Here is a 20397-nt window from a genome sequence, read left to right on the forward strand (position 1 = left end):
TGTATATATACCTGAATCAGAAATTAATATTTAGAAAATATTTCCTGAATTTTTTCTACGTTATTAGTCTGGGTCAGAGCCAATTGCAGAAGAACACGTGCTTTCTGTGGATTCAAACGCTCTGAAGCCACAAAACCGTATTTACTGTCGTTAACTTCCGCATTCTGGGTAGTGTAACCGAAAGGAATACGACTGGAACGAACTACAACAACGCCATCTTTAGCGGCCTTAGCCAGAATATCAAGAATGGATTTATAGATGTTGCCATTACCTACACCTGCACTGATCACGCCTTGGTAGCCGTTTTTAATAAACGCTTTTGCTGGCAGATCAGAGGCGTTGGAGTAGTTATAAACGATGCCAACTTTTGGCAGTTTATCCAGTTGACTAACGTCAAACACGGCTTTATTTGCTTTTACAGGAGCCGCAGAGTAATAGTTAACTTTACCGTTGTGAACAAAGCCCTGATCACCCGAATTGACAGCCTGGAACGCTTGCACTGCAGTTGTGCTCAATTTAGCGATATCACGGCCATGAATAACGGAATCATTCATCGCAAACAGAACGCCACGGTTTGCAGAGTTTTTGTCAGATGCAACAACAACCGCATTGTACAGGTTCAATGGGCCATCAGCACCCAGTGCAGTAGATGGGCGCATTGCACCAACCATCACGATAGGTTTCTGACATTGAGTCGTTAAATCGAGGAAGTAAGCGGTTTCTTCCATAGTGTCAGTGCCGTGAGTGATAACAAAGCCATCAGTTTTATCACAGTCTGAATTGATTTTTTTCGCCAGAGTCAGCCAAACCTGATCGTTCATGTCCTGAGAACCGATGCTGACAACCTGTTCACCTTTCAGATCAGCAATGTTCTTGATAGCTGGCACAGCGTTTAACAGAGAATCAATGCCCACTTTACCCGCAGTATAATTAGATTGAGTTGCGGATTCACCGCCCCCGGCAATTGTACCCCCTGTTGCTAAAACGGTGATGTTTGGCAAAGCAAAAGCAGAACCACTAACTAAAGCCAGAAAACCGACTATTGCTGTTTTTTTAGTCTTTTTCATTATTTAACCTCTTGTAAAAAAACTATTTTATTATGTAAAGCAAGAATAAATAAACTCTAATTAACAATAATTTTTGGGAATTGATAGAGCGGACAAAAAAAACGCCGTATGATATGTGGCTTCTAACATAAATTGAAGTGAATTATGATGACGCAAACCTATATCCCAGGAAAAGATGCCGCCTTAGAAGACTCCATTAACCGTTTCCAAGACAAGCTGGTATCCCTTGGTTTTAATATCGAAGAAGCCTCTTGGCTGAATCCGGTCCCTAATGTTTGGTCAGTACATATCCGTGATCGCGATTGCCCACTGTGCTTTACTAATGGCAAAGGCGCCAGCAAGAAAGCCGCTTTGGCTTCTGCGCTGGGAGAATATTTTGAGCGCTTATCGACAAATTATTTCTTTGCGGATTTTTTTCTTGGCGATGCGGTAGCCAATGGTGAATTTATTCATTATCCAAATGAAAAATGGTTTCCATTACCAGAAGATGATTCCCTGCCAGAAGGCATTTTAGACGAACGTCTCCATCGTTTTTACAACCCAGACAATACCCTCAATGCCAGCCAATTGATTGATCTTCAATCAGGCAATGAAGATCGCGGAGTCTGCGCCCTGCCATTCTCTCGTCAGTCAGATAATCAAACTATTTATATTCCAATGAATATTATCGGAAACCTGTATGTTTCAAATGGCATGTCAGCCGGTAATACCATTAACGAAGCGCGCGTTCAGGGATTATCTGAAGTGTTCGAACGCTATGTGAAAAACCGTATTATTGCAGAACTCATCAGCTTACCTGAAATTCCACAAGACGTTATGAACCGCTACCCTGGCGTAGTTGAGTCCGTCGATAAATTGCAGGAAGAAGGCTTCCCGATTTATTGCTACGATGCTTCACTCGGCGGCCAATTCCCGGTCATTTGCGTTGTATTACTCAATCCGAATAATGGAACTTGCTTTGCATCCTTTGGTGCCCATCCTGATTTTGGCGTTGCACTGGAACGTACTGTCACAGAGTTGCTGCAAGGGCGCAGCCTGAAAGATCTGGATGTCTTCACTCCACCCAGTTTCGATGATGAAGAAGTTTCTGAGCATACTAATCTGGAAACTCACTTTATTGATTCAAGCGGCGCGATCAGTTGGGATCTATTTAAACAAGATGCTGATTATGAATTTTCTGACTGGAATTTCAGCGGAACAACAGAAGAAGAATTTGACACTTTGATGGGGATCTTCAATACACTGGATGCTGATGTCTACATTGCTGATTATGAGCATCTTGGCGTTTATGCCTGCCGTATTCTGGTTCCCGGTATGTCAGATATTTATCCAGTTGAAGATCTGCATATTGCCAATAACACCATGGGAACTCATCTTCGTGATACCATTCTAGCGTTACCGGTAAGCCAATGGCAACCAGAAGAATATCTTGCTTTCCTTGAACAATTGGATGATGAGGGGTTAGATGATTTCACCCGTGTTCGTGAATTGCTGGGAATTGCTGCGGGCAAAGATAACGGCTGGAGCAACCTGCGTATCGGTGAATTGAAATCCATGCTGGCATTGGCTGGTAACGATCTGGAACAAGCGCTGATTTGGGTTGAATGGACACAAGATTTCAATACTTCTATTTTCACCGCTGAGCGAGCAAATTATTACCGTTGCCTGCAAACTTTATTGTTATTGACCCAAGAAGAGGATCGCAAACCAGAACAATATTATCAAGCGTTTGTGAAAATGTATGGTCAGGATACTGTTGATGCAGCTTCCGCTGCTATTGCCGGAGAGAACTGTTTCTACGGTTTATGGTCTATCGATTCAGAGTTGAAATCATTGCCAGCACATCAGGCATTATTGAATGCCTATGAAAAACTGCAAAAAGCCAAGCGTAAATTTTGGGCAAATAAATAAACGATTAGATTAAAGTTTATTAAAAGTGAAATTCAGGTTAAATATAGTTTATTTGAAAATAACAAATAAATGGCAATTTAACCTTTTATTTTACTTTTTCATAAAAAAGCACCGTTACTTCACACTCGGCGCTTTTTACTAAAAATATACACCCTTCGTTTTCCGAGTTTCAGCTCAAAATCCATTGGGTATATACTCAATGGATTTCAAGATGCAGTGCGACGGCAAGGGAATGACAAATTCGTCGGGAACGAATTTGCCCAGCCAAAGGCTGGCCTCCGGTGACAGGCAGGAGCCTTTCATTAATCCCCAGTCACATAGCTAACTATGTGACTGGGGTGAGTAAGCGCAGCCAACAAAGCTGCAACTTGAAAGACGACGGGTATAGGTTATTAACCGATATATTTCAATCCGTTCATATAAGGACGCAATACTTCTGGAATTTCGATACGGCCATCTGCCTGCTGATAGTTTTCCATCACAGCAACTAAAGTACGGCCTACCGCCAGTCCAGAACCATTCAGTGTATGTACTAACTGTGGTTTTTTGCCGTCCTTAGCGCGGAAACGTGCCTGCATACGACGCGCCTGGAAATCCCACATATTTGAGCAAGATGAGATTTCACGGTAAGTATTCTGTGCCGGTAACCAAACTTCCAGATCGTAAGTTTTTCTTGCACTTGCACCCATATCACCAGTACACAGCAGCATTTTGCGGTATGGCAGATTCAACAACTGCAATACTTTTTCTGCATGACCCGTCAATTCTTCCAGTGCTTCCATAGATTTTTCTGGATGAACAATCTGAACCAACTCGACTTTATCGAACTGGTGCATACGGATCAGGCCACGGGTATCACGACCATAAGAACCCGCTTCAGAACGGAAACAAGGTGTATGCGCCGTCATTTTCAGTGGCAATTCGCTTTCATCCAGAATTTCATCACGAACCAAGTTAGTGACAGGCACTTCCGCAGTCGGGATTAAAGCATAGTTACTGGCAGATTCTTCTTCCAACGGTCTGGTATGGAACAAATCTTCACCAAATTTCGGCAATTGACCTGTACCATACAGTGAATCATGGTTAACCAAATAAGGAACATAGGTTTCCAGATAACCGTGTTGTTCAGTATGCAGATTCAGCATAAACTGAGCGATAGCACGGTGCAGACGAGCGATCTGACCTTTCATAACCACGAAACGTGAGCCAGTTAATTTAACTGCTGCCGCAAAATCAAGACCACCGCTCAGTTCACCCAGTGATACATGATCTTTGATTTCAAAACCATACTGGTGTGGTTCACCCCAACGGCTGATTTCCAGATTATCACTGTCATCTTTCCCGTCAGGGGAGGAATCGTCAGGAATATTCGGCATACTTAAGGCAATATGAAGAATTTCAGTCTGCAATGTTTCCAGTTCAGCTTTTGCTGAATCCAGCTTTTCTCCCAACTGATTCACTTCCTGACGCAGTGGTTCAATATCTTCACCACGGGCTTTCGCTGCACCAATAGCCTTCGATCGGGAATTGCGTTCTGCCTGCAGGGTTTCAGTTTCAACTTGTAAAACTTTGCGGCGCTCTTCTAGTTTGCGCAGCATCTCCACATCAAAGGTATAACCCCTGCGAGCCAGTTTTTCGACGACTGCGTCTAGCTCATTACGCAGCATATTTGGATCGAGCATGCTAGTCCTGTGTTTGTTGTTATTGAAAAGTTGTTATTGAAAAGTTGTTATTGAGATACTTGTTATCGAGAATAACATGGTGGAATCTATTGGATATAAACCTTACCGTATCAATAAGATTAACGATAGCGTTTTATCGGGCTATTTTGATCCTGTTCCAGCAACCAGTTTAATTTCTCACCAATCTTCCCTTCCAGCCCCCTGGTTGCCGGATAATAATAGCGTGTTTGTTGCATTTCAGGTGGAAAATAAACTTCACCGGCAGCATACGCATTCGGTTCATCATGAGCATAGCGATATGCTTCGCCCACGCCCATTTCCTTCATCAGTTTCGTCGGTGCATTACGCAGATGGATAGGCACATCATAATCCGGTTTGTTTTGTGCGTCCGCCATTGCCGCATTAAATGCGGTATAAACCGCATTACTCTTCGGTGCGCAAGCAAGATACACAATTGCCTGTGCAATTGCTCTCTCTCCTTCCGCCGGACCCACACGAGTAAAACAGTCCCATGCAGCAATCGCGATCTGCATTCCGCGTGGATCGGCATTACCAACATCTTCAGAAGCAATCGCCAGCAACCGGCGAGCAACATAAAGTGGATCACCACCTGCGGTAATGATTCGGGCATACCAGTAAAGTGCAGCATCAGGTGCTGAACCACGGATTGCTTTATGCAGGGCAGAAATTAAATCGTAATACCGATCACCTTTATTATCAAAGCGTGCGCTTCTCTCCCCACTGACTTCTTTCAGTAGTTCAGGTGTCAGAACTCTCTGACCTTGCCGATTCAATTCTGCCATATCTGACATCATTTCCAGCAAATTCAGTGAGCGACGAGCGTCTCCCGCGACAAGTTCAGCAATCATTTGGCGGGTATCATCCGGCAATACGATCTTTTGCCCGCCAAGCCCCCGTTCTTTATCGTTCATGGCCTGAATAAGCACTTGCTCAATCTCTGTCGTCGAGAGAGATTTCAATAAATAAACTCGCGCCCGTGATAACAAGGCTGAATTTAATTCGAAAGAAGGATTTTCGGTCGTTGCACCGATAAAGGTGATCGTTCCATCTTCAATATGCGGTAAAAATGCATCCTGCTGGCTTTTATTAAATCGATGAACTTCATCGACAAATAAGATGGTTCTGCGACCTGCATTCCGGTTTTGACGTGCTTTTTCTATTGATTCACGGATTTCTTTAATGCCCGATGTCACTGCCGAGATTCGTTCGATATCAGCTTGGGCGTAATAACTAATTATTTCAGCCAGCGTTGTCTTTCCCGTTCCTGGTGGTCCCCACAGAATCATGGAATGAAGGTGACCAGCCCGGATAGCTCTTGGTAAAGGTTTGTCTTCTGCCAATAAATGCTGCTGTCCAATGTAATGATCTAATGTGACTGGACGCATTCTTGCGGCCAGTGGCTGAAATTCATCTTGTGAAAAATCGAGGGAAAGATTGTTCACTTAAACCTCACTGGCGCTGATCATCCAGCGTAACACCATCTGGTACTGTAAATTTGAATTTATCCGCATTTACGCTGGTATTTTGCTGTTTTTGCAATTGATAAGCGCTTTTTTGCCCATCCTGTTCAATCGCCGTAAATTTCTGGATAGTTCCCTCTGGTGTCACGGTAATTGAAAAGTGTTTCAAATTACCATTGGCATTATTCGGAGTCAGCTCAAAATGATTACCATTTTGTGCAATTTTATACTGTTTCCAATCTGCAGGATCATTACGGGCAATCAACATAAATGGTGTATTTCCCGTCGCATCTTTTAACCAGTTTGCCGTTACTTGTTCGATAAAGGGGTTATAAAACCACAGAGTTTTACCATCAGAGACTAAAACACTTTCATCAGGCGAGGTCATGTGCCAGTTAAATAAATTAGGGCGTTTGATCCAAAGTTCTCCTTCCCCTTTTTGGATTGTAGCCCCATCATTGCTAGTCACTGTTTGAGTAAAACCAGCATGAAAACTATTTACTTTTCCTAAACGCCCTTGCAGATCTTGCGTGGCATCAGCCCATGCAGAACCTACGCTCACACCCATCATCAGACAACCAATCAACATCAGCTTTTTCATGTGCGAGATACCTTCAATTCGTATTATTGCCAGCATCAGTGGCTGATACTGCATTGCATTTAACAGCATTAATTAATGTTCGTGTGGCGGAAGTGCCAAAACTTCACGGTTGCCATTATGTCCGGGTGTACTGACAATCTGCTGTGCTTCCATTTGTTCAACAATCCTAGCCGCCCGGTTATATCCGATACGGAATTGACGTTGCACGCCCGAAATGGAAACACGGCGCTTTTCAACCACAAATTCAACTGCTTGATCAAACAAAATATCCAGCTCTTCATCGCTGTCAAACCCTAAGCCGCCATCACCATCTTCTCCACCCTTGATAATACTATCAATATATTGAGGACGCCCACGAGCTTTCCAGTCATTAACGACTTCATGAACCTCTTGGTCACGGACAAATGCACCATGAACACGCACAGGAATGGAAGAGTTTGGTGCCAAATAAAGCATATCTCCCATGCCAAGCAATGATTCTGCACCACCTTGATCAAGAATGGTTCGAGAATCGATTTTACTGGACACTGTAAATGCAATACGTGTTGGAATATTAGCTTTAATCAATCCCGTAATGATGTCAACAGAAGGACGCTGGGTTGCCAGCACCAAGTGAATACCTGCTGCACGCGCTTTCTGGGCCAAACGGGCAATCAATTCTTCCACTTTCTTCCCGACTGTCATTATCAGGTCTGCAAACTCATCAACCATAACGACGATATAAGGCTCTTTTTTCAGTATAGGATACGTTGCATCCATACTATCACCCGGTTTCCAGAACGGATCAGGGATTGGCCGCCCCATATTTTCCGCTTGTTCTATCTTGTCATTATAACTGGCGAGATTACGCACTCCCAAAGCTGACATCAGTTTGTAACGTCGTTCCATTTCATTCACACACCAGCGCAAGGCGTTGGCCGCATCTTTCATATCAGTGACAACTTCAGTCAATAAGTGCGGAATTCCTTCATACACTGATAATTCAAGCATTTTCGGATCTATCATGATAAAACGAACATCTTCCGGTTTCGCTTTATACAGGATACTGAGGATCATGGCGTTAACCCCCACCGATTTGCCCGAACCCGTTGTCCCTGCAACAAGCAGGTGAGGCATTTTACCCAAATCAGCCACAACAGGCTGCCCTGCAATGTCTTTTCCAAGAACAATAGTCAACGGCGATGGACTGTCTCTGAATTTATCGCAATCCAGTACTTCCCTCAGGTAAACTGTTTGGCGCTTTTTATTGGGTAATTCCAACCCGACATAAGGTTTCCCAGGGATAACTTCCACAATACGGACAGCTACTGCGGAAAGAGAGCGGGCAAGGTCACGTGATAAGTTAGATATGCGGGAAGCCTTGACACCCGGAGCTAAGTCCAGCTCAAACCTTGTAATCACAGGACCAAGCGAAAATCCAACAACATCTGCTTTGACGCGATAATCATTTAGACGCGATTCAATCAAATGAGAGGTTTGTTCAAGAACAAACATATCGACCGGTTCTTCTTCTGTCGGCGGCTTAGCCAAAAGGTCTAAAGAAGGCATAGGTGTTGTTGGTTTCGGCAATGGCTGATCATTGCGCATCAAAAATGGATGGAACAAGCTGTCTTGCTGTGCAAGAGTATGCTGAATTCCCGATTCATGGGAAGCAGGTGCAGGAACTATTTTTTTCTCCTGAACCTCTTGTTGAATCAATGGCTCTGGTGCCCTGAATGCAGGCTCAGTTGACTCAGATTGATCAAGATCAACAACCTGAGGAGAATAATTTAACTCAGATCTTTCATCTTGTTCTGAAATGTGTGTTGAAATAACAGGTTGATTCATTTGATAACGCTCATGCTGCTGTTGCTCAAATGCCATTCGCAGCGCTTCTTCTTGCTGCGCTTCCTGTTCATCTACACTATTTTCCAGATTATTCTGCTCTGTAAATGCAGTTACTTCTGTCTCAAAATTATTGCCATAACGTTCACGTTGTTGTTCAAGAAATTGCTGACGCAACATATTTTGCTGTTGCTCATCCATGTCCTGTTCATGAGTTTCTGCGAGCAGTTCATTCTGCTTTTCTTTTTCTTCCCGTTGCAGATGTTCCGCCAAACGATGAGAAGGCACTTTAATACCATACAATTCACGACGTGTAGGTATTCTGACAGGATTAGGGCGTGGCATTTCAGGGCCAATACCCAGTTTAATCTGAGGGTTTTTCGTTATGGCAGAAGTGCCGGCAATATTCGCAAACGTATTTTTCAGGTTGGTGCTGTCAGTATCAGCAATAGCTGGAGAAAGATTGTCTGGTTCTGAATTTGATTGATAATCGTTTGTTAATTCAAAGGAATAACGAACAGGCTCTTTCTCTTGCTCATCTTTTGCATTATGCATTATTTCAGTTTGTACAGGTTCTGACGAAGTTGCCACTGGTTGTATTACTGATTGCGGTATGTGTTCATCATTGCTACTGCTGAATGATTGCTCAGACATTTCTGGTAACACAGTTTGTGTTAGTACTGTCTGCACGGAGATATGCTCAGAAGAGCTCTTTTCCTGTGTTTTCTCAATAAATTCTGTTTCAATCGTTGTCTCAGCCAATTCATTTTGGTCAATATGTTCGGCTTGTTGATGCTCACTGGCTAAATATTCATCTTCCAACTCATTACGGTCATATTCTGATGCATTACGACTGCGGTTTACCACAAAACTTATAGAATCCAGAATGATTGCACCAATCTTTTCTGCAATAGTGAGCCATGACCAACCCGTAAACAAAATAAAACTAACCGCCCAAATACCAAGCAGGGCTAATGTTGCACCAAGTATATTGAACCAAGGCAGAATCGCGTTACTAAATAAATTACCAACAACACCACCGGCAGCAAAATCATCCAAATCATCAATATTGAGTGCTGCCAAGCCACATGAAGTCAGTATCAAGGCTAAAGCGCCGATAACACGTAATGCGAGGGTAAAAAAATCAACGTACTCTTGCCTGTCTTTCTGACGGAAAGCATTCCAACAAACTAAAAACATTAACGGCGGGACTGCATAGGCAAGAATACCAAATGCCGAGAACAGCGTGTCTGACAACCAAGCTCCTACGCTTCCCCCCCAATTGTGGATGGGTTCATGCCATGACGTTTGTGACCAGCTTGGATCGGATGGGTGAAAGCTAATGAGCGTTATCATCAAGTACACAGCATAAATAGCAATTACCAACAGAACGGCTTCCAGAAGCCGGCGGCCACTGCTTATTTTCTTTAACTTAACGCGTTTGTCTTCTGTATATTCCTGGTTCAAGAAAGACTCTCCAGGTTTTCCTGTTGATTAAACGGAACAACGCTGAGGATAGCTCAGCGTTGAAACTGTATGCATAAACAGGAGTGTACCTAAGTTTTTCCTGTTTTGCATCTGTGCATTTTAGACAAAAGCTTAACGAGTCTTAATCACTAGGCGATTACTCTGTTTTACTTCTTCCATAACAACATAAGTACGCGTATCGTTAACTCCCGGAAGACGCAACAGAGTTTCACCGAGTAACTTACGATATGCGGACATATCTGGTACGCGCGTTTTCAGCAAGTAGTCAAAATCACCAGAGACCAAATGACATTCTTGGATTTCTTCTAATTTCTGGACAGCCGTGTTGAATTGTTCAAACACATCTGTTGCACCACGGTTCAGCGTAATTTCAACGAATACCAGCAACGATGCATCCAGGTAGTGAGGATTCAGCAAAGCTGTATAACCAGAGATAAAGCCCTGGCGCTCCAAACGACGTACACGTTCCAGACAAGGTGTCGGTGACAGACCAACACGTTTGGATAACTCCACGTTAGAAATACGGCCGTCTTTTTGCAATTCGTTAAGGATATTGCGATCTATACGATCAAGATCTTTTCCGGGACGCTTCTTATTATCAATCATCTTATTGCTCTCTCTTTATATTCCTACACCTATAACTTTTCCCTATCTCTTTGAAGCAAGCAACTGAGCTGGAAAAGATGTCTTCAAAGGTAAAGCCCAATCTGTAACCAAGTTTTGAGGCCTACTACAATTTCCCAGTATCTGGTTTTCCAGCGTTCAATTAACCAGAACACCATTTTCCAGGATATTATCTCCCAAAACACAATGACTTTCAGAAAGTAGCTTAACGGCAATTTTTAATATTCTATGAGAAAATTATCCACTTCAATTTGTCTATTCTATAGAAACAATTGATTAGCGAGGTAGATAATTATCTCTTACACAGATGTTTTCGCAAATGCACAGCCGATTGTCAAAATAAATGAACGAAAACCAGAACAACATACCAAACAAATTTTCAGTAAGACGTTCAAATAACTGGTTTCATATCTTAAATGTATAAATGATGTTCAATTCAGAAGGTTAACCAATTCCCCCTTACATTTCGATCACATCATAGTTACTATCTATCGGTAAAATCGTTAATAACATGAATATTTTATCTGATAATCGCTTTTTTTAACTTATTATTTCTCCTACAATCCCTAAATCCGCAATATGAGGTAATGGAAATGAGGTATTCATGAGCACAGCCAAACACAGTAAACTCATCATTCTTGGCTCAGGTCCTGCTGGTTATACCGCTGCCGTTTATGCAGCCCGCGCTAATCTAAATCCGGTTCTCATTACTGGAATTGAAAAAGGCGGCCAATTGACCACCACGACTGAGGTTGAAAACTGGCCCGGTGATCCTGAAGGGCTTACTGGTCCAGACTTGATGGAGCGTATGTTCCAACACGCTGAGAAATTTCAAACTGAGATGATTTCTGACCATATTAAGAAAGTTGATTTCTCAAACAGACCACTCCGTTTATATGGGGATGATCAGGAATATACTTGTGATGCGTTGATCATAGCGACAGGTGCTTCTGCCCGTTATCTAGGATTGCCTTCCGAAGAAGCGTTTAAAGGTCGGGGTGTATCCGCTTGTGCAACATGCGATGGTTTTTTCTATCGCAAACAGAAAGTTGCCGTCGTTGGTGGTGGTAATACGGCCGTTGAAGAAGCACTTTATTTGGCAAACATTGCCTCTGAAGTCCACTTGATTCACCGCCGTGATACTTTCCGTTCAGAAAAAATCCTGATAGACCGTATGATGGAAAAAGTGAAAAACGGTAATATCATTTTGCATATCGATCGAACTCTGGATGAAGTTCAGGGTGACGATATGGGGGTTACGGGGATCCGCCTTCGCGATACGAAAAGCGGCAATACCGAAGAACTGGATGTCGCTGGTGTTTTCATCGCCATCGGTCATAGCCCAAATACAGGTATCTTTGACGGGCAGCTTGAACTGGAAAATGGATATATCAAAGTCCAGTCTGGATTGCACGGTAATGCTACCCAAACCTCCATGCCAGGCATTTTTGCCGCCGGAGATGTGATGGATCATATATATCGTCAAGCAATCACTTCTGCCGGTACGGGCTGTATGGCTGCGCTGGATGCTGAACGTTTTCTTGATGGTTTGGCAACCAAGTAATCCATCCTCCTTAAAAGCGCTATTTCAATAGCGCTTTTAAATAAGTAACATAAAGTTTGTTTTGATATTTCGTATCATCACCTGCTAATCAGAAATTTTTCTTATGGACAAAACAAGACAATCTGAACTTGTTCGATGGCTGAGACAACAAAGTGCCCCAGCCCGTCGGTGGCTTCGTCTATCCATGATACTAGGGCTGATCGGTGGATTACTGATCATTTCTCAAGCCTGGCTTTTAGCTTCAATCCTTCAAGCCCTGATTATGGATAATGTTCCCCGTGAAAACCTCATCAATCAGTTTCTGATGCTGGCAGCTGCCTTTATATTTCGTGCAATCATCAATACCGTCCGGGAACGTGTTAGTTTTATCTGTGGCAAAATTGTACGCCAGCAAATTCGCAGTATGGTTTTAGATAAATTGGAAAAGTTGGGGCCAGTATGGGTTAAGGGGAAACCAGCCGGCAGTTGGGCGACCATTATCCTGGAACAAATTGAAGATATGCAGGATTTCTATTCTCGCTACCTGCCCCAAATGACTCTGGCCGCCATGATCCCAATGTTAATTCTGATTACCGTGTTTCCGGTTAACTGGGCAGCTGGGTTGATTTTGCTTGTGACTGCACCCTTGATTCCCCTATTTATGGCTCTGGTAGGATTAGGCGCAGCAGATGCTAACCAACGAAATTTTGTCGCACTCAGCCGTTTAAGCGGCAACTTCCTCGATCGTTTAAGGGGTCTGGAAACTTTACGCTTATTCCACCGGGGAGAAGCTGAAGTTAAGCAAATTACTCAATCAACAGAAAATTTCCGCCGCAGAACAATGGAAGTGCTGCGCATGGCATTCTTATCTTCAGCTGTATTGGAGTTTTTTGCTGCGGTTTCCATTGCCATTGTTGCCGTCTATTTTGGTTTTTCCTATCTGGGAGAATTGCACTTTGGCAGCTACGGAATGGGCATCACGCTGTTTTCCGGCTTCCTTGCACTGATCCTCGCCCCTGAATTTTTTCAGCCTTTACGGGATCTTGGAACATTTTATCACGCAAAAGCCCAGGCAATTGGGGCGGCTGAATCACTTTTCACCCTACTCAGCAGTGATGGAGAACAGGCTGTTATCAGCGGTAAAAAAAGGCTACCTGATGAAAAATCAGTGGCTATTGAAGCCAACGAATTGGTCATTTTGTCTCACGATGGTCATCGTCTTGCTGGTCCTTTGAATTTTACGATTGACAAACATCAGCGAATCGCGCTGGTTGGCAAAAGTGGTGCTGGCAAAAGTTCGTTGATCAATCTGTTGCTGGGATTTTTGCCTTATCGTGGCTCACTGAAAATCAATGGTATTGAACTGCGTGAACTTGATTTCACTAAATGGCGTGAGTGTTTGAGTTGGGTTGGTCAGAATCCTCATCTGCCAGAGCAGACTCTGTTAGATAATATCCGTCTCGGTCAATATAATGCAACACAAGAACAAATCAATGATGTGATGAAACAAGCTTATGTTGATGAGTTTGTTCACGCGCTACCAGATGGCATCAATACGGTAATTGGTGACAATGCGGCTCGTCTGTCTGTCGGGCAAGCTCAACGTATCGCGGTAGCAAGGGCATTATTAAATCCCAGTCAATTATTGTTATTGGATGAACCTGCCGCCAGCCTTGATGCCCACAGTGAACAGCGCGTGATGATGGCCTTAAATCAAGCCGCCTATCAACAAACCACCCTATTAGTTACTCACTTGTTAGAAGAAACTCTGGAATATGACCAGATCTGGGTAATGGAGAATGGACTATTGATTGAAACAGGTGATTATCAGAGTTTAAGCCGATCTCAAGGTGCATTTTCCCGTCTGTTGTCTCACCGCAGTGTGGAGCTTTAACCATGCGTATATTACTCCCCTTTCTCGCCCTCTACCGTCGCCACTGGTTTCTCATTAGTTTAGGAATGGTATTGGCGATTGTAACCCTGTTAGCCAGCATTGGCCTGTTGACACTTTCCGGATGGTTCCTTGCCGGCACAGCTCTGGCGGGATTTTCGGGGTTATATACGTTTAACTATATGCTACCTGCTGCTGGTGTCCGTGGGGCTGCCATTTTCCGCACTGCTGGCCGCTATGGTGAACGTCTTGTCAGCCATGATGCAACGTTCCGTGTTCTGGCTCATTTACGCGTTTTTGCTTTTCAAAAAATTCTGCCGCTTTCTCCGGGAGGAATTGCCCGTTTTCGTCAAGGTGAATTGTTAAACAGGCTCGTTGCCGATGTCGAAACGTTGGATCATCTCTATCTGCGCGTTATTTCCCCTGTTCTCGCTGCATTTGTCGTAATTTTAGTACTGACATTTGGCTTGGGATTCCTTGATGTCTCGCTTGCCTATATTCTCGGCAGTATCATGTTAGGGCTGCTGTTGATATTGCCTTTCGGGTTTTATCATGCCGGGAAACCCTATGGCAAAAACATCACCTTACAACGGGCCCAATATCGTACATTACTGATCAGTGCCTTACAGGGGCAGGCTGAATTGACCGTATTCGGAGCACTTAAGCGTTTTCGTCAATCTATGGTAGAAGTTGAATATGATTGGCTGAAAAGTCAGCAAAAACAGGCCAACTTAACCGGACTTTCGCAGGCGATAATGATTTTCTCCACAGGTATAGCGGTAACGCTGATGCTTTGGCTAGCAGCCGACGGTGTGGGGGGAAAGAGCCAGCCTGGGGCATTAATAGCTCTATTTACATTTTGTACCCTTGCTGCTTTTGAAGCCCTTGGGCCAGTTACCATAGCATTTCAGCACATGGGGCAGGTTATTTCATCCGCTACTCGTGTTTCTCAATTAATGCATCAAAAGCCGGAAGTTATTTTCCCTGCTAATGGGCCTAAGACAGATAGTGATATCAGCATTGAAATAAAAAACATTGATTTCACTTACCCTGACCAACCTCTGCCAGTGCTAACAAATATTTCTCTCACTTTGGTCTCGGGTGAACATATTGCTTTATTGGGAAAAACAGGATGTGGTAAATCGACGCTTTTACAACTATTGACCCGTGCATGGGATGTCAATAACGGTGAGATCCAACTAAATCAGAAACCTATTTCCCGCTATGATGAGACAACATTGCGCTCAATGATGTCTATCGTTCCCCAGAGAATACATATATTCAGCCATACCCTGCGCGAAAATCTTTTATTGGCAAAATCAGATGCCAGTGATAATGAATTAATAACCATATTGAAGAAGGTAGGTTTAGGAAACTTGCTGGATAATGATGAAAATCTAAACTGTTGGATGGGCGAAGGCGGACGCCAGCTTTCTGGTGGAGAGCAACGCCGCTTAGGGATTGCCAGAGCATTGTTACATGATGCTCCTTTAATGCTTCTTGATGAACCGACTGAAGGGCTTGACGCAGGTACTGAGCAACAAATCTTATCGCTGCTACGCCATAGCTGCCAAAACAAGACACTGATTACTGTTACCCACCGACTAACGGGCTTACAACATATGGATCGGATCTGTGTTATGGATGGGGGACGCATTATTGAGCAAGGTAAACATGACGTTTTGCTAGCTCAACAAGGGCGTTATTACCAATTTTATCAGCGACAAAATTACTCTGGGCAGGAGTGACACACTTTATGTCAATAGCTCAGCTGGATATTTCATACGAATTCCCTCATCCAGCCAATGCCCTGGCTGAACCCAATGGTTTGCTGGCATTTGGTGGAGATATGAGTGCAGAACGTTTAAAAGTGGCTTATAATGAGGGCATTTTTCCGTGGTATTCGCCCAACGAGTCTCCTTTATGGTGGTCTCCAGATCCTCGGGCTGTATTAATTCCTGGGGAATTGCATACAGGCCGAACATTGCGTCGTTTTATTCGCAAACATATTTACCAAATTACGATAAACTATGCTTTCAATAGAGTAATGTATAGTTGCGCCCAACGGCCAGAAGGTACCTGGATCGGTTCGGAAGTTCAGAGAGGTTACCAAACCCTGCATCACAAAGGTTTGGCCCATTCAATTGAAGTCTGGCATGAGCACCGATTGGTGGGCGGTTTATATGGCGTTTGTGTAGGTGCATTATTTTGCGGTGAATCGATGTTTAGCAGAATGGAGAATGCATCCAAGTGCGCTTTTATAGCATTTTATCACCACTTTTTACGTCATGGTGGCCAACTGTTTGATTGTCAGGTATTAAACCCTCATACAGAATCATTGGGTGCCAAAAATATTCCAAGGGAAGAATTTCTCCAGCATCTTTATCAATTACGAGGTCAGTCATTACAATCAGGCTGCTGGTCTACTCAGGTGCTTGATTTATCATTACCTCTTAAGGATTAATGCTGTTTACGGTGGGAATGTCGCTATCTATCAGGCCTAAAATGATGGCTTAAAATACGACATTCCTTTACATGATGATGGTTTTTCGGCATTATCTTGCCGACTAAAAACTTATGGTTGTTACATTTAGAGGATTAGATGGCCAAAGAAGAAAATGTTGAAATGCAAGGTACTGTGTTAGAAACACTGCCAAACACCGTGTTCCGTGTTGAACTAGAGAACGGACACGTCATTACTGCTCACATTTCAGGGAAAATGCGTAAAAACTATATCCGCATCCTGACTGGAGACAAGGTTACTGTTGAGCTAACTACATATGACACGGACAAAGGTCGTATCACCTTCCGTAGCCGCTAATTAAGTAACTTGAACACCACAGGTGATGTTTATTCAATGGCACCTGTGGTGTGACTCTGGTTTTAATGCCAATTCCTATAATTTACTTATAACACGGCATCTTCTGATCTCTTTTTACTTGATTTCTGTGAGCTTTTAAAATCGTATGTTAATACTTGTTTAACTTTATCAAGATTAATCTTGACGGAGCCACCATGTATCAAAGAGCCAAATAGTAGTTCATTTGCCAGTGGTTTCTTCAGATTATCTTGAATAATACGAGCCATAGGACGTGCTCCCATAGCCCTATCATAGCCTTTGTCGCATAACCACTGGCGGGCACCTGCACTAATTTCAAGAGAAACTCCTTTTTCATCCAGCTGAGCTTGTAATTCAACAATAAATTTATCAACAACTTGTTGAATAACTTCAGAGGAAAGTGTATCAAACCAAATTATGCCATCAAGTCGATTGCGGAATTCAGGCGTGAAGATCCGTTTAATTTCTTCCATTCCATCTATGCTGTTATCTTGCTCAGAGAAACCAATGGATTTACGCTGAGTCTCACGTACTCCTGCATTGGTTGTCATTACTAAAATAACATTGCGGAAATCCGCCTTGCGACCATTATTATCGGTCAATGTGCCATTATCCATAACCTGTAACAACAGATTAAATACATCAGGATGGGCTTTTTCAATCTCATCCAACAACAGTACAGAATGAGGATGTTTGATAATTGAGTCAGTCAATAACCCTCCCTGATCATATCCCACATAACCTGGTGGAGCACCAATCAATCGACTGACAGTATGGCGTTCCATGTATTCCGACATATCAAATCGCAGTAATTTGACATTCAATACTTTCGCAAGCTGAACCGTGACTTCCGTTTTACCGACCCCCGTAGGCCCGGCAAACAGGAAAGACCCCACTGGCTTATGTTCCTGCCCCAACCCAGCCCGGCTCATTTTAATCGCTTCCGTCAATGCACCGATGGCTCTATCCTGACCAAAGACCAACATCTTCAAACGATCATCCAGCGTTCTCAATACATCTTTATCGCTGGCTGACACAGTTTTTTCTGGAACGCGGGCAATACGAGCTACAACGGATTCAATATCAACAACGTTGATTGTTTTCTTACGACGGCTGACCGGAATTAATCTTGTTCTCGCACCCGCTTCATCAATAACATCAATAGCCTTATCCGGTAAATGGCGATCTGTAATATATTTCACAGATAACTCAACTGCGGCGCGAATAGCTTTCGCCGTATAGCGAACATCATGGTGCGCTTCATACTTAGCACGTAACCCATTGATAATTTGTATCGTTTCCTGTGGCGAAGGTTCAAGAATATCAATTTTCTGGAATCGACGAGCTAACGCCCTGTCTTTTTCAAAAATATTGCTGAACTCGTGATAGGTCGTCGAACCAATTACCCGGATCCGTCCACTGGATAACAAAGGTTTAATAAGATTGGCTGCATCCACTTGCCCACCAGAAGCTGCACCAGCACCAATAATAGTATGGATTTCGTCAATAAAGAGAATACTTTTGCTGTCTTGCTCTAAAGTTTTTAACAATGATTTGAAGCGCTTCTCAAAATCACCACGATACTTTGTACCAGCCAGCAGTGAACCAATATCTAAGGAATAGATAGTACAGCCCAGCATAACTTCAGGAACATCTTTTTGTACAATACGCCATGCAAGCCCTTCTGCAATGGCAGTTTTACCAACACCGGACTCACCCACCAACAGTGGGTTATTCTTGCGACGACGGCAAAGTACCTGAACAGTTCTCTCCAATTCATGGTGGCGCCCGACGAGTGGATCGATCTGACCTTTTTGTGCCAGTTGATTCAGGTTAGCTGTAAAATTCTCCAGCCTATCTTCACTAATTATCTGTTCTTCCTGAACAGGATTAATACTGTGATGAGAATCATGATCAGGCTCATCTTTGCGTGTTCCATGAGAAATGAAATTTACAACATCCAAGCGGCTGACATCATGTTTACGCAGCAAATAAGCAGCCTGAGATTCCTGTTCACTGAAAATGGCAACCAAAACATTTGCTCCAGAAACTTCTGAGCGCCCTGAAGACTGAACATGAAATACTGCTCGTTGCAATACACGCTGAAAACTTAATGTAGGTTGTGTATCCCTGTCATCATTTTCAGATAACAAAGGGGTTGTTTGGACAATAAAACTTTCCAATTCCTGGCGTAACATCGCCAGATCGACTTTACAAGCCTCCAAAGCTTCCCGCGCTGATGTGTTACTTAACAACGCCAGCAATAGGTGCTCTACGGTCATAAATTCATGTCTATTATCCCTTGCTTTGGCGAAAGCAATGTTGAGACTAAGCTCCAGTTCTTGATTGAGCATAAGCATCTCCTCCTAAAATCAGTGAGCCAGATCAGACCTTTTCTAGCGTGCAAAGTAACGGATGCTCGTGCTCCTTAGCATACATGTTCACTTGCGCAGCTTTAGTTTCTGCGACCTCTGCCGTATAAATTCCGCAAATTGCTTTCCCTTTATAATGGACATCCAGCATTAGTTGCGTTGCTCGTTCAACATCATAAGAAAAGAACTTTCGCAATACGTCAACCACAAACTCCATAGGGGTATAATCGTCATTGTTAAGAACGACCTTATACATTGATGGGGGTTGTAACTTTTGTTTTGCGTCTTCATTAATAAATTCTTTAATTTTCAAACCGTTATAAAACTCAATCATCATTCTTCCGTTGGGTGTTAGCTTTCCGTTGGATTTTAGTATGAACTAATCCATTACACTGCTATATATTTTATCACTTCATAAAGCGCTCTGCTTACCCCCTTCGATTATCGGATAAAAAATTCGCTTAAGAATTAGATACCGTTATCTATATCAAACTTTAATCATTTGAGACAGTCTGACGTTATTTATATGCTTGACGGCGCAATGAATTTCACTACAGTATATTTTGTGAACACCAGCCCTGTCTGGGTTTCTGTTCTTATTTTTAATTTTTTATGATTCCTAAATCCGAAATCGTAATACGAGGGACAGAGAAGTATGGAAACAGGTACTGTTAAATGGTTCAATAATGCAAAAGGCTTTGGATTTATTTGCCCGACCAGCGGAGGGGATGACATATTCGCTCACTATTCAACCATTCAGATGGATGGTTATAGGACTCTGAAAGCTGGGCAAAAAGTGAATTTTAGTGTCAATCAAGGCCCGAAAGGTCATCACGCTAGCCTTATTGTACCTCTGGAAATTGATTCGAAATCGAAATAAAACGATTCAAAATCAAGAAAATAGTGACTCAATAAAATTATAATTCCACGCCACAAATAAACAGTGGGCTTATTTGCGGCGTGCTCGTGCTATAAACACACTTCATTTTTCTCTTCGTTTTTTCTCTTCGTTTTAACACATGCATGGCGTGTCCAGATTGCCTGAGATGATTTTAATTTAACCGCAGTTTCGTA

Annotated in this window: 15 protein-coding genes; 7 read left to right on the plus strand and 8 right to left on the minus strand. The window is 43.0% G+C overall.

Annotated elements, in window-relative coordinates; all coding sequences use genetic code 11:
• Positions 1-23: 23 nt before the first annotated feature.
• Positions 24-1067 (minus strand): L-asparaginase 2, encoded by a 1044-nt coding sequence (gene ansB, locus BM329_RS09420; RefSeq protein WP_092552159.1) that lies wholly within the window; start codon positions 1065-1067, stop codon positions 24-26.
• Between the two features lie 147 nt (positions 1068-1214).
• Here ansB and ycaO point away from each other — a divergent pair, with 147 nt between their 5' ends.
• Positions 1215-2978, plus strand: coding sequence for a 30S ribosomal protein S12 methylthiotransferase accessory factor YcaO (gene ycaO, locus BM329_RS09425; RefSeq protein WP_092552162.1), 1764 nt, complete (start codon positions 1215-1217; stop codon positions 2976-2978).
• 392 nt (positions 2979-3370) lie between these two features.
• Here ycaO and serS read toward each other — a convergent pair whose 3' ends face one another.
• From serS to lrp, 5 genes are all read right to left on the minus strand, one after another.
• The gene (gene serS / locus BM329_RS09430; RefSeq protein WP_092552165.1) at positions 3371-4660 is read right to left on the minus strand and encodes a serine--tRNA ligase; all 1290 of its coding nucleotides are present in this window, start codon (positions 4658-4660) and stop codon (positions 3371-3373) included.
• A gap of 119 nt (positions 4661-4779) precedes the next feature.
• Positions 4780-6123 (minus strand): replication-associated recombination protein A, encoded by a 1344-nt coding sequence (locus BM329_RS09435; RefSeq protein ID WP_092552168.1) that lies wholly within the window; start codon positions 6121-6123, stop codon positions 4780-4782.
• A 7-nt stretch (positions 6124-6130) separates the two neighbouring features.
• Positions 6131-6742, minus strand: a complete 612-nt coding sequence (lolA, locus tag BM329_RS09440; protein WP_092552228.1) for an outer membrane lipoprotein periplasmic chaperone LolA — start codon at positions 6740-6742, stop codon at positions 6131-6133.
• Between the two features lie 72 nt (positions 6743-6814).
• Positions 6815-10033, minus strand: a complete 3219-nt coding sequence (locus BM329_RS09445; protein ID WP_092552171.1) for a DNA translocase FtsK 4TM domain-containing protein — start codon at positions 10031-10033, stop codon at positions 6815-6817.
• 132 nt (positions 10034-10165) lie between these two features.
• On the minus strand, positions 10166-10660 hold the full coding sequence (lrp, locus tag BM329_RS09450) for a leucine-responsive transcriptional regulator Lrp (protein WP_092552174.1): 495 nt from the start codon (positions 10658-10660) through the stop codon (positions 10166-10168).
• Positions 10661-11282: 622 nt separating this feature from the next.
• Between lrp and trxB the strand changes: the two genes are divergently transcribed.
• From trxB to infA, 5 genes are all read left to right on the plus strand, one after another.
• Positions 11283-12242: a thioredoxin-disulfide reductase gene (gene trxB, locus BM329_RS09455; RefSeq protein ID WP_092552177.1), complete on the plus strand. Its 960-nt coding sequence runs from the start codon at positions 11283-11285 to the stop codon at positions 12240-12242.
• A 103-nt stretch (positions 12243-12345) separates the two neighbouring features.
• Entirely contained in the window at positions 12346-14115 is a 1770-nt protein-coding gene (cydD, locus tag BM329_RS09460) for a heme ABC transporter permease/ATP-binding protein CydD (protein WP_092552180.1), read from the plus strand.
• A gap of 2 nt (positions 14116-14117) precedes the next feature.
• Complete coding sequence (gene cydC / locus BM329_RS09465) at positions 14118-15860, plus strand: heme ABC transporter ATP-binding protein/permease CydC (protein ID WP_092552183.1); 1743 nt, start codon at positions 14118-14120, stop codon at positions 15858-15860.
• Between the two features lie 8 nt (positions 15861-15868).
• A complete protein-coding gene (aat, locus tag BM329_RS09470) occupies positions 15869-16576 on the plus strand; it encodes a leucyl/phenylalanyl-tRNA--protein transferase (protein WP_092552186.1) in 708 nt (235 codons plus the stop codon).
• Between the two features lie 138 nt (positions 16577-16714).
• A complete protein-coding gene (infA, locus tag BM329_RS09475; RefSeq protein ID WP_092552189.1) occupies positions 16715-16933 on the plus strand; it encodes a translation initiation factor IF-1 in 219 nt (72 codons plus the stop codon).
• An 86-nt stretch (positions 16934-17019) separates the two neighbouring features.
• Here the strand turns inward: infA and clpA are convergent, their stop codons facing one another.
• Together clpA and clpS are read right to left on the minus strand one after the other, a co-directional pair.
• Entirely contained in the window at positions 17020-19305 is a 2286-nt protein-coding gene (gene clpA, locus BM329_RS09480; RefSeq protein WP_092552192.1) for an ATP-dependent Clp protease ATP-binding subunit ClpA, read from the minus strand.
• A 31-nt stretch (positions 19306-19336) separates the two neighbouring features.
• Entirely contained in the window at positions 19337-19657 is a 321-nt protein-coding gene (clpS, locus tag BM329_RS09485; RefSeq protein WP_092552195.1) for an ATP-dependent Clp protease adapter ClpS, read from the minus strand.
• A gap of 321 nt (positions 19658-19978) precedes the next feature.
• On the opposite strand from clpS, the gene cspD reads away from it, so the two are divergent.
• Positions 19979-20203 carry a cold shock-like protein CspD gene (gene cspD, locus BM329_RS09490; RefSeq protein WP_092552198.1) on the plus strand — a complete coding sequence of 75 codons (225 nt, stop codon included), beginning with the start codon at positions 19979-19981 and terminating at the stop codon, positions 20201-20203.
• Positions 20204-20397 lie beyond the last annotated feature (194 nt).

Source organism: Xenorhabdus koppenhoeferi, from assembly GCF_900116635.1.
GTDB lineage: Bacteria > Pseudomonadota > Gammaproteobacteria > Enterobacterales > Enterobacteriaceae > Xenorhabdus > Xenorhabdus koppenhoeferi.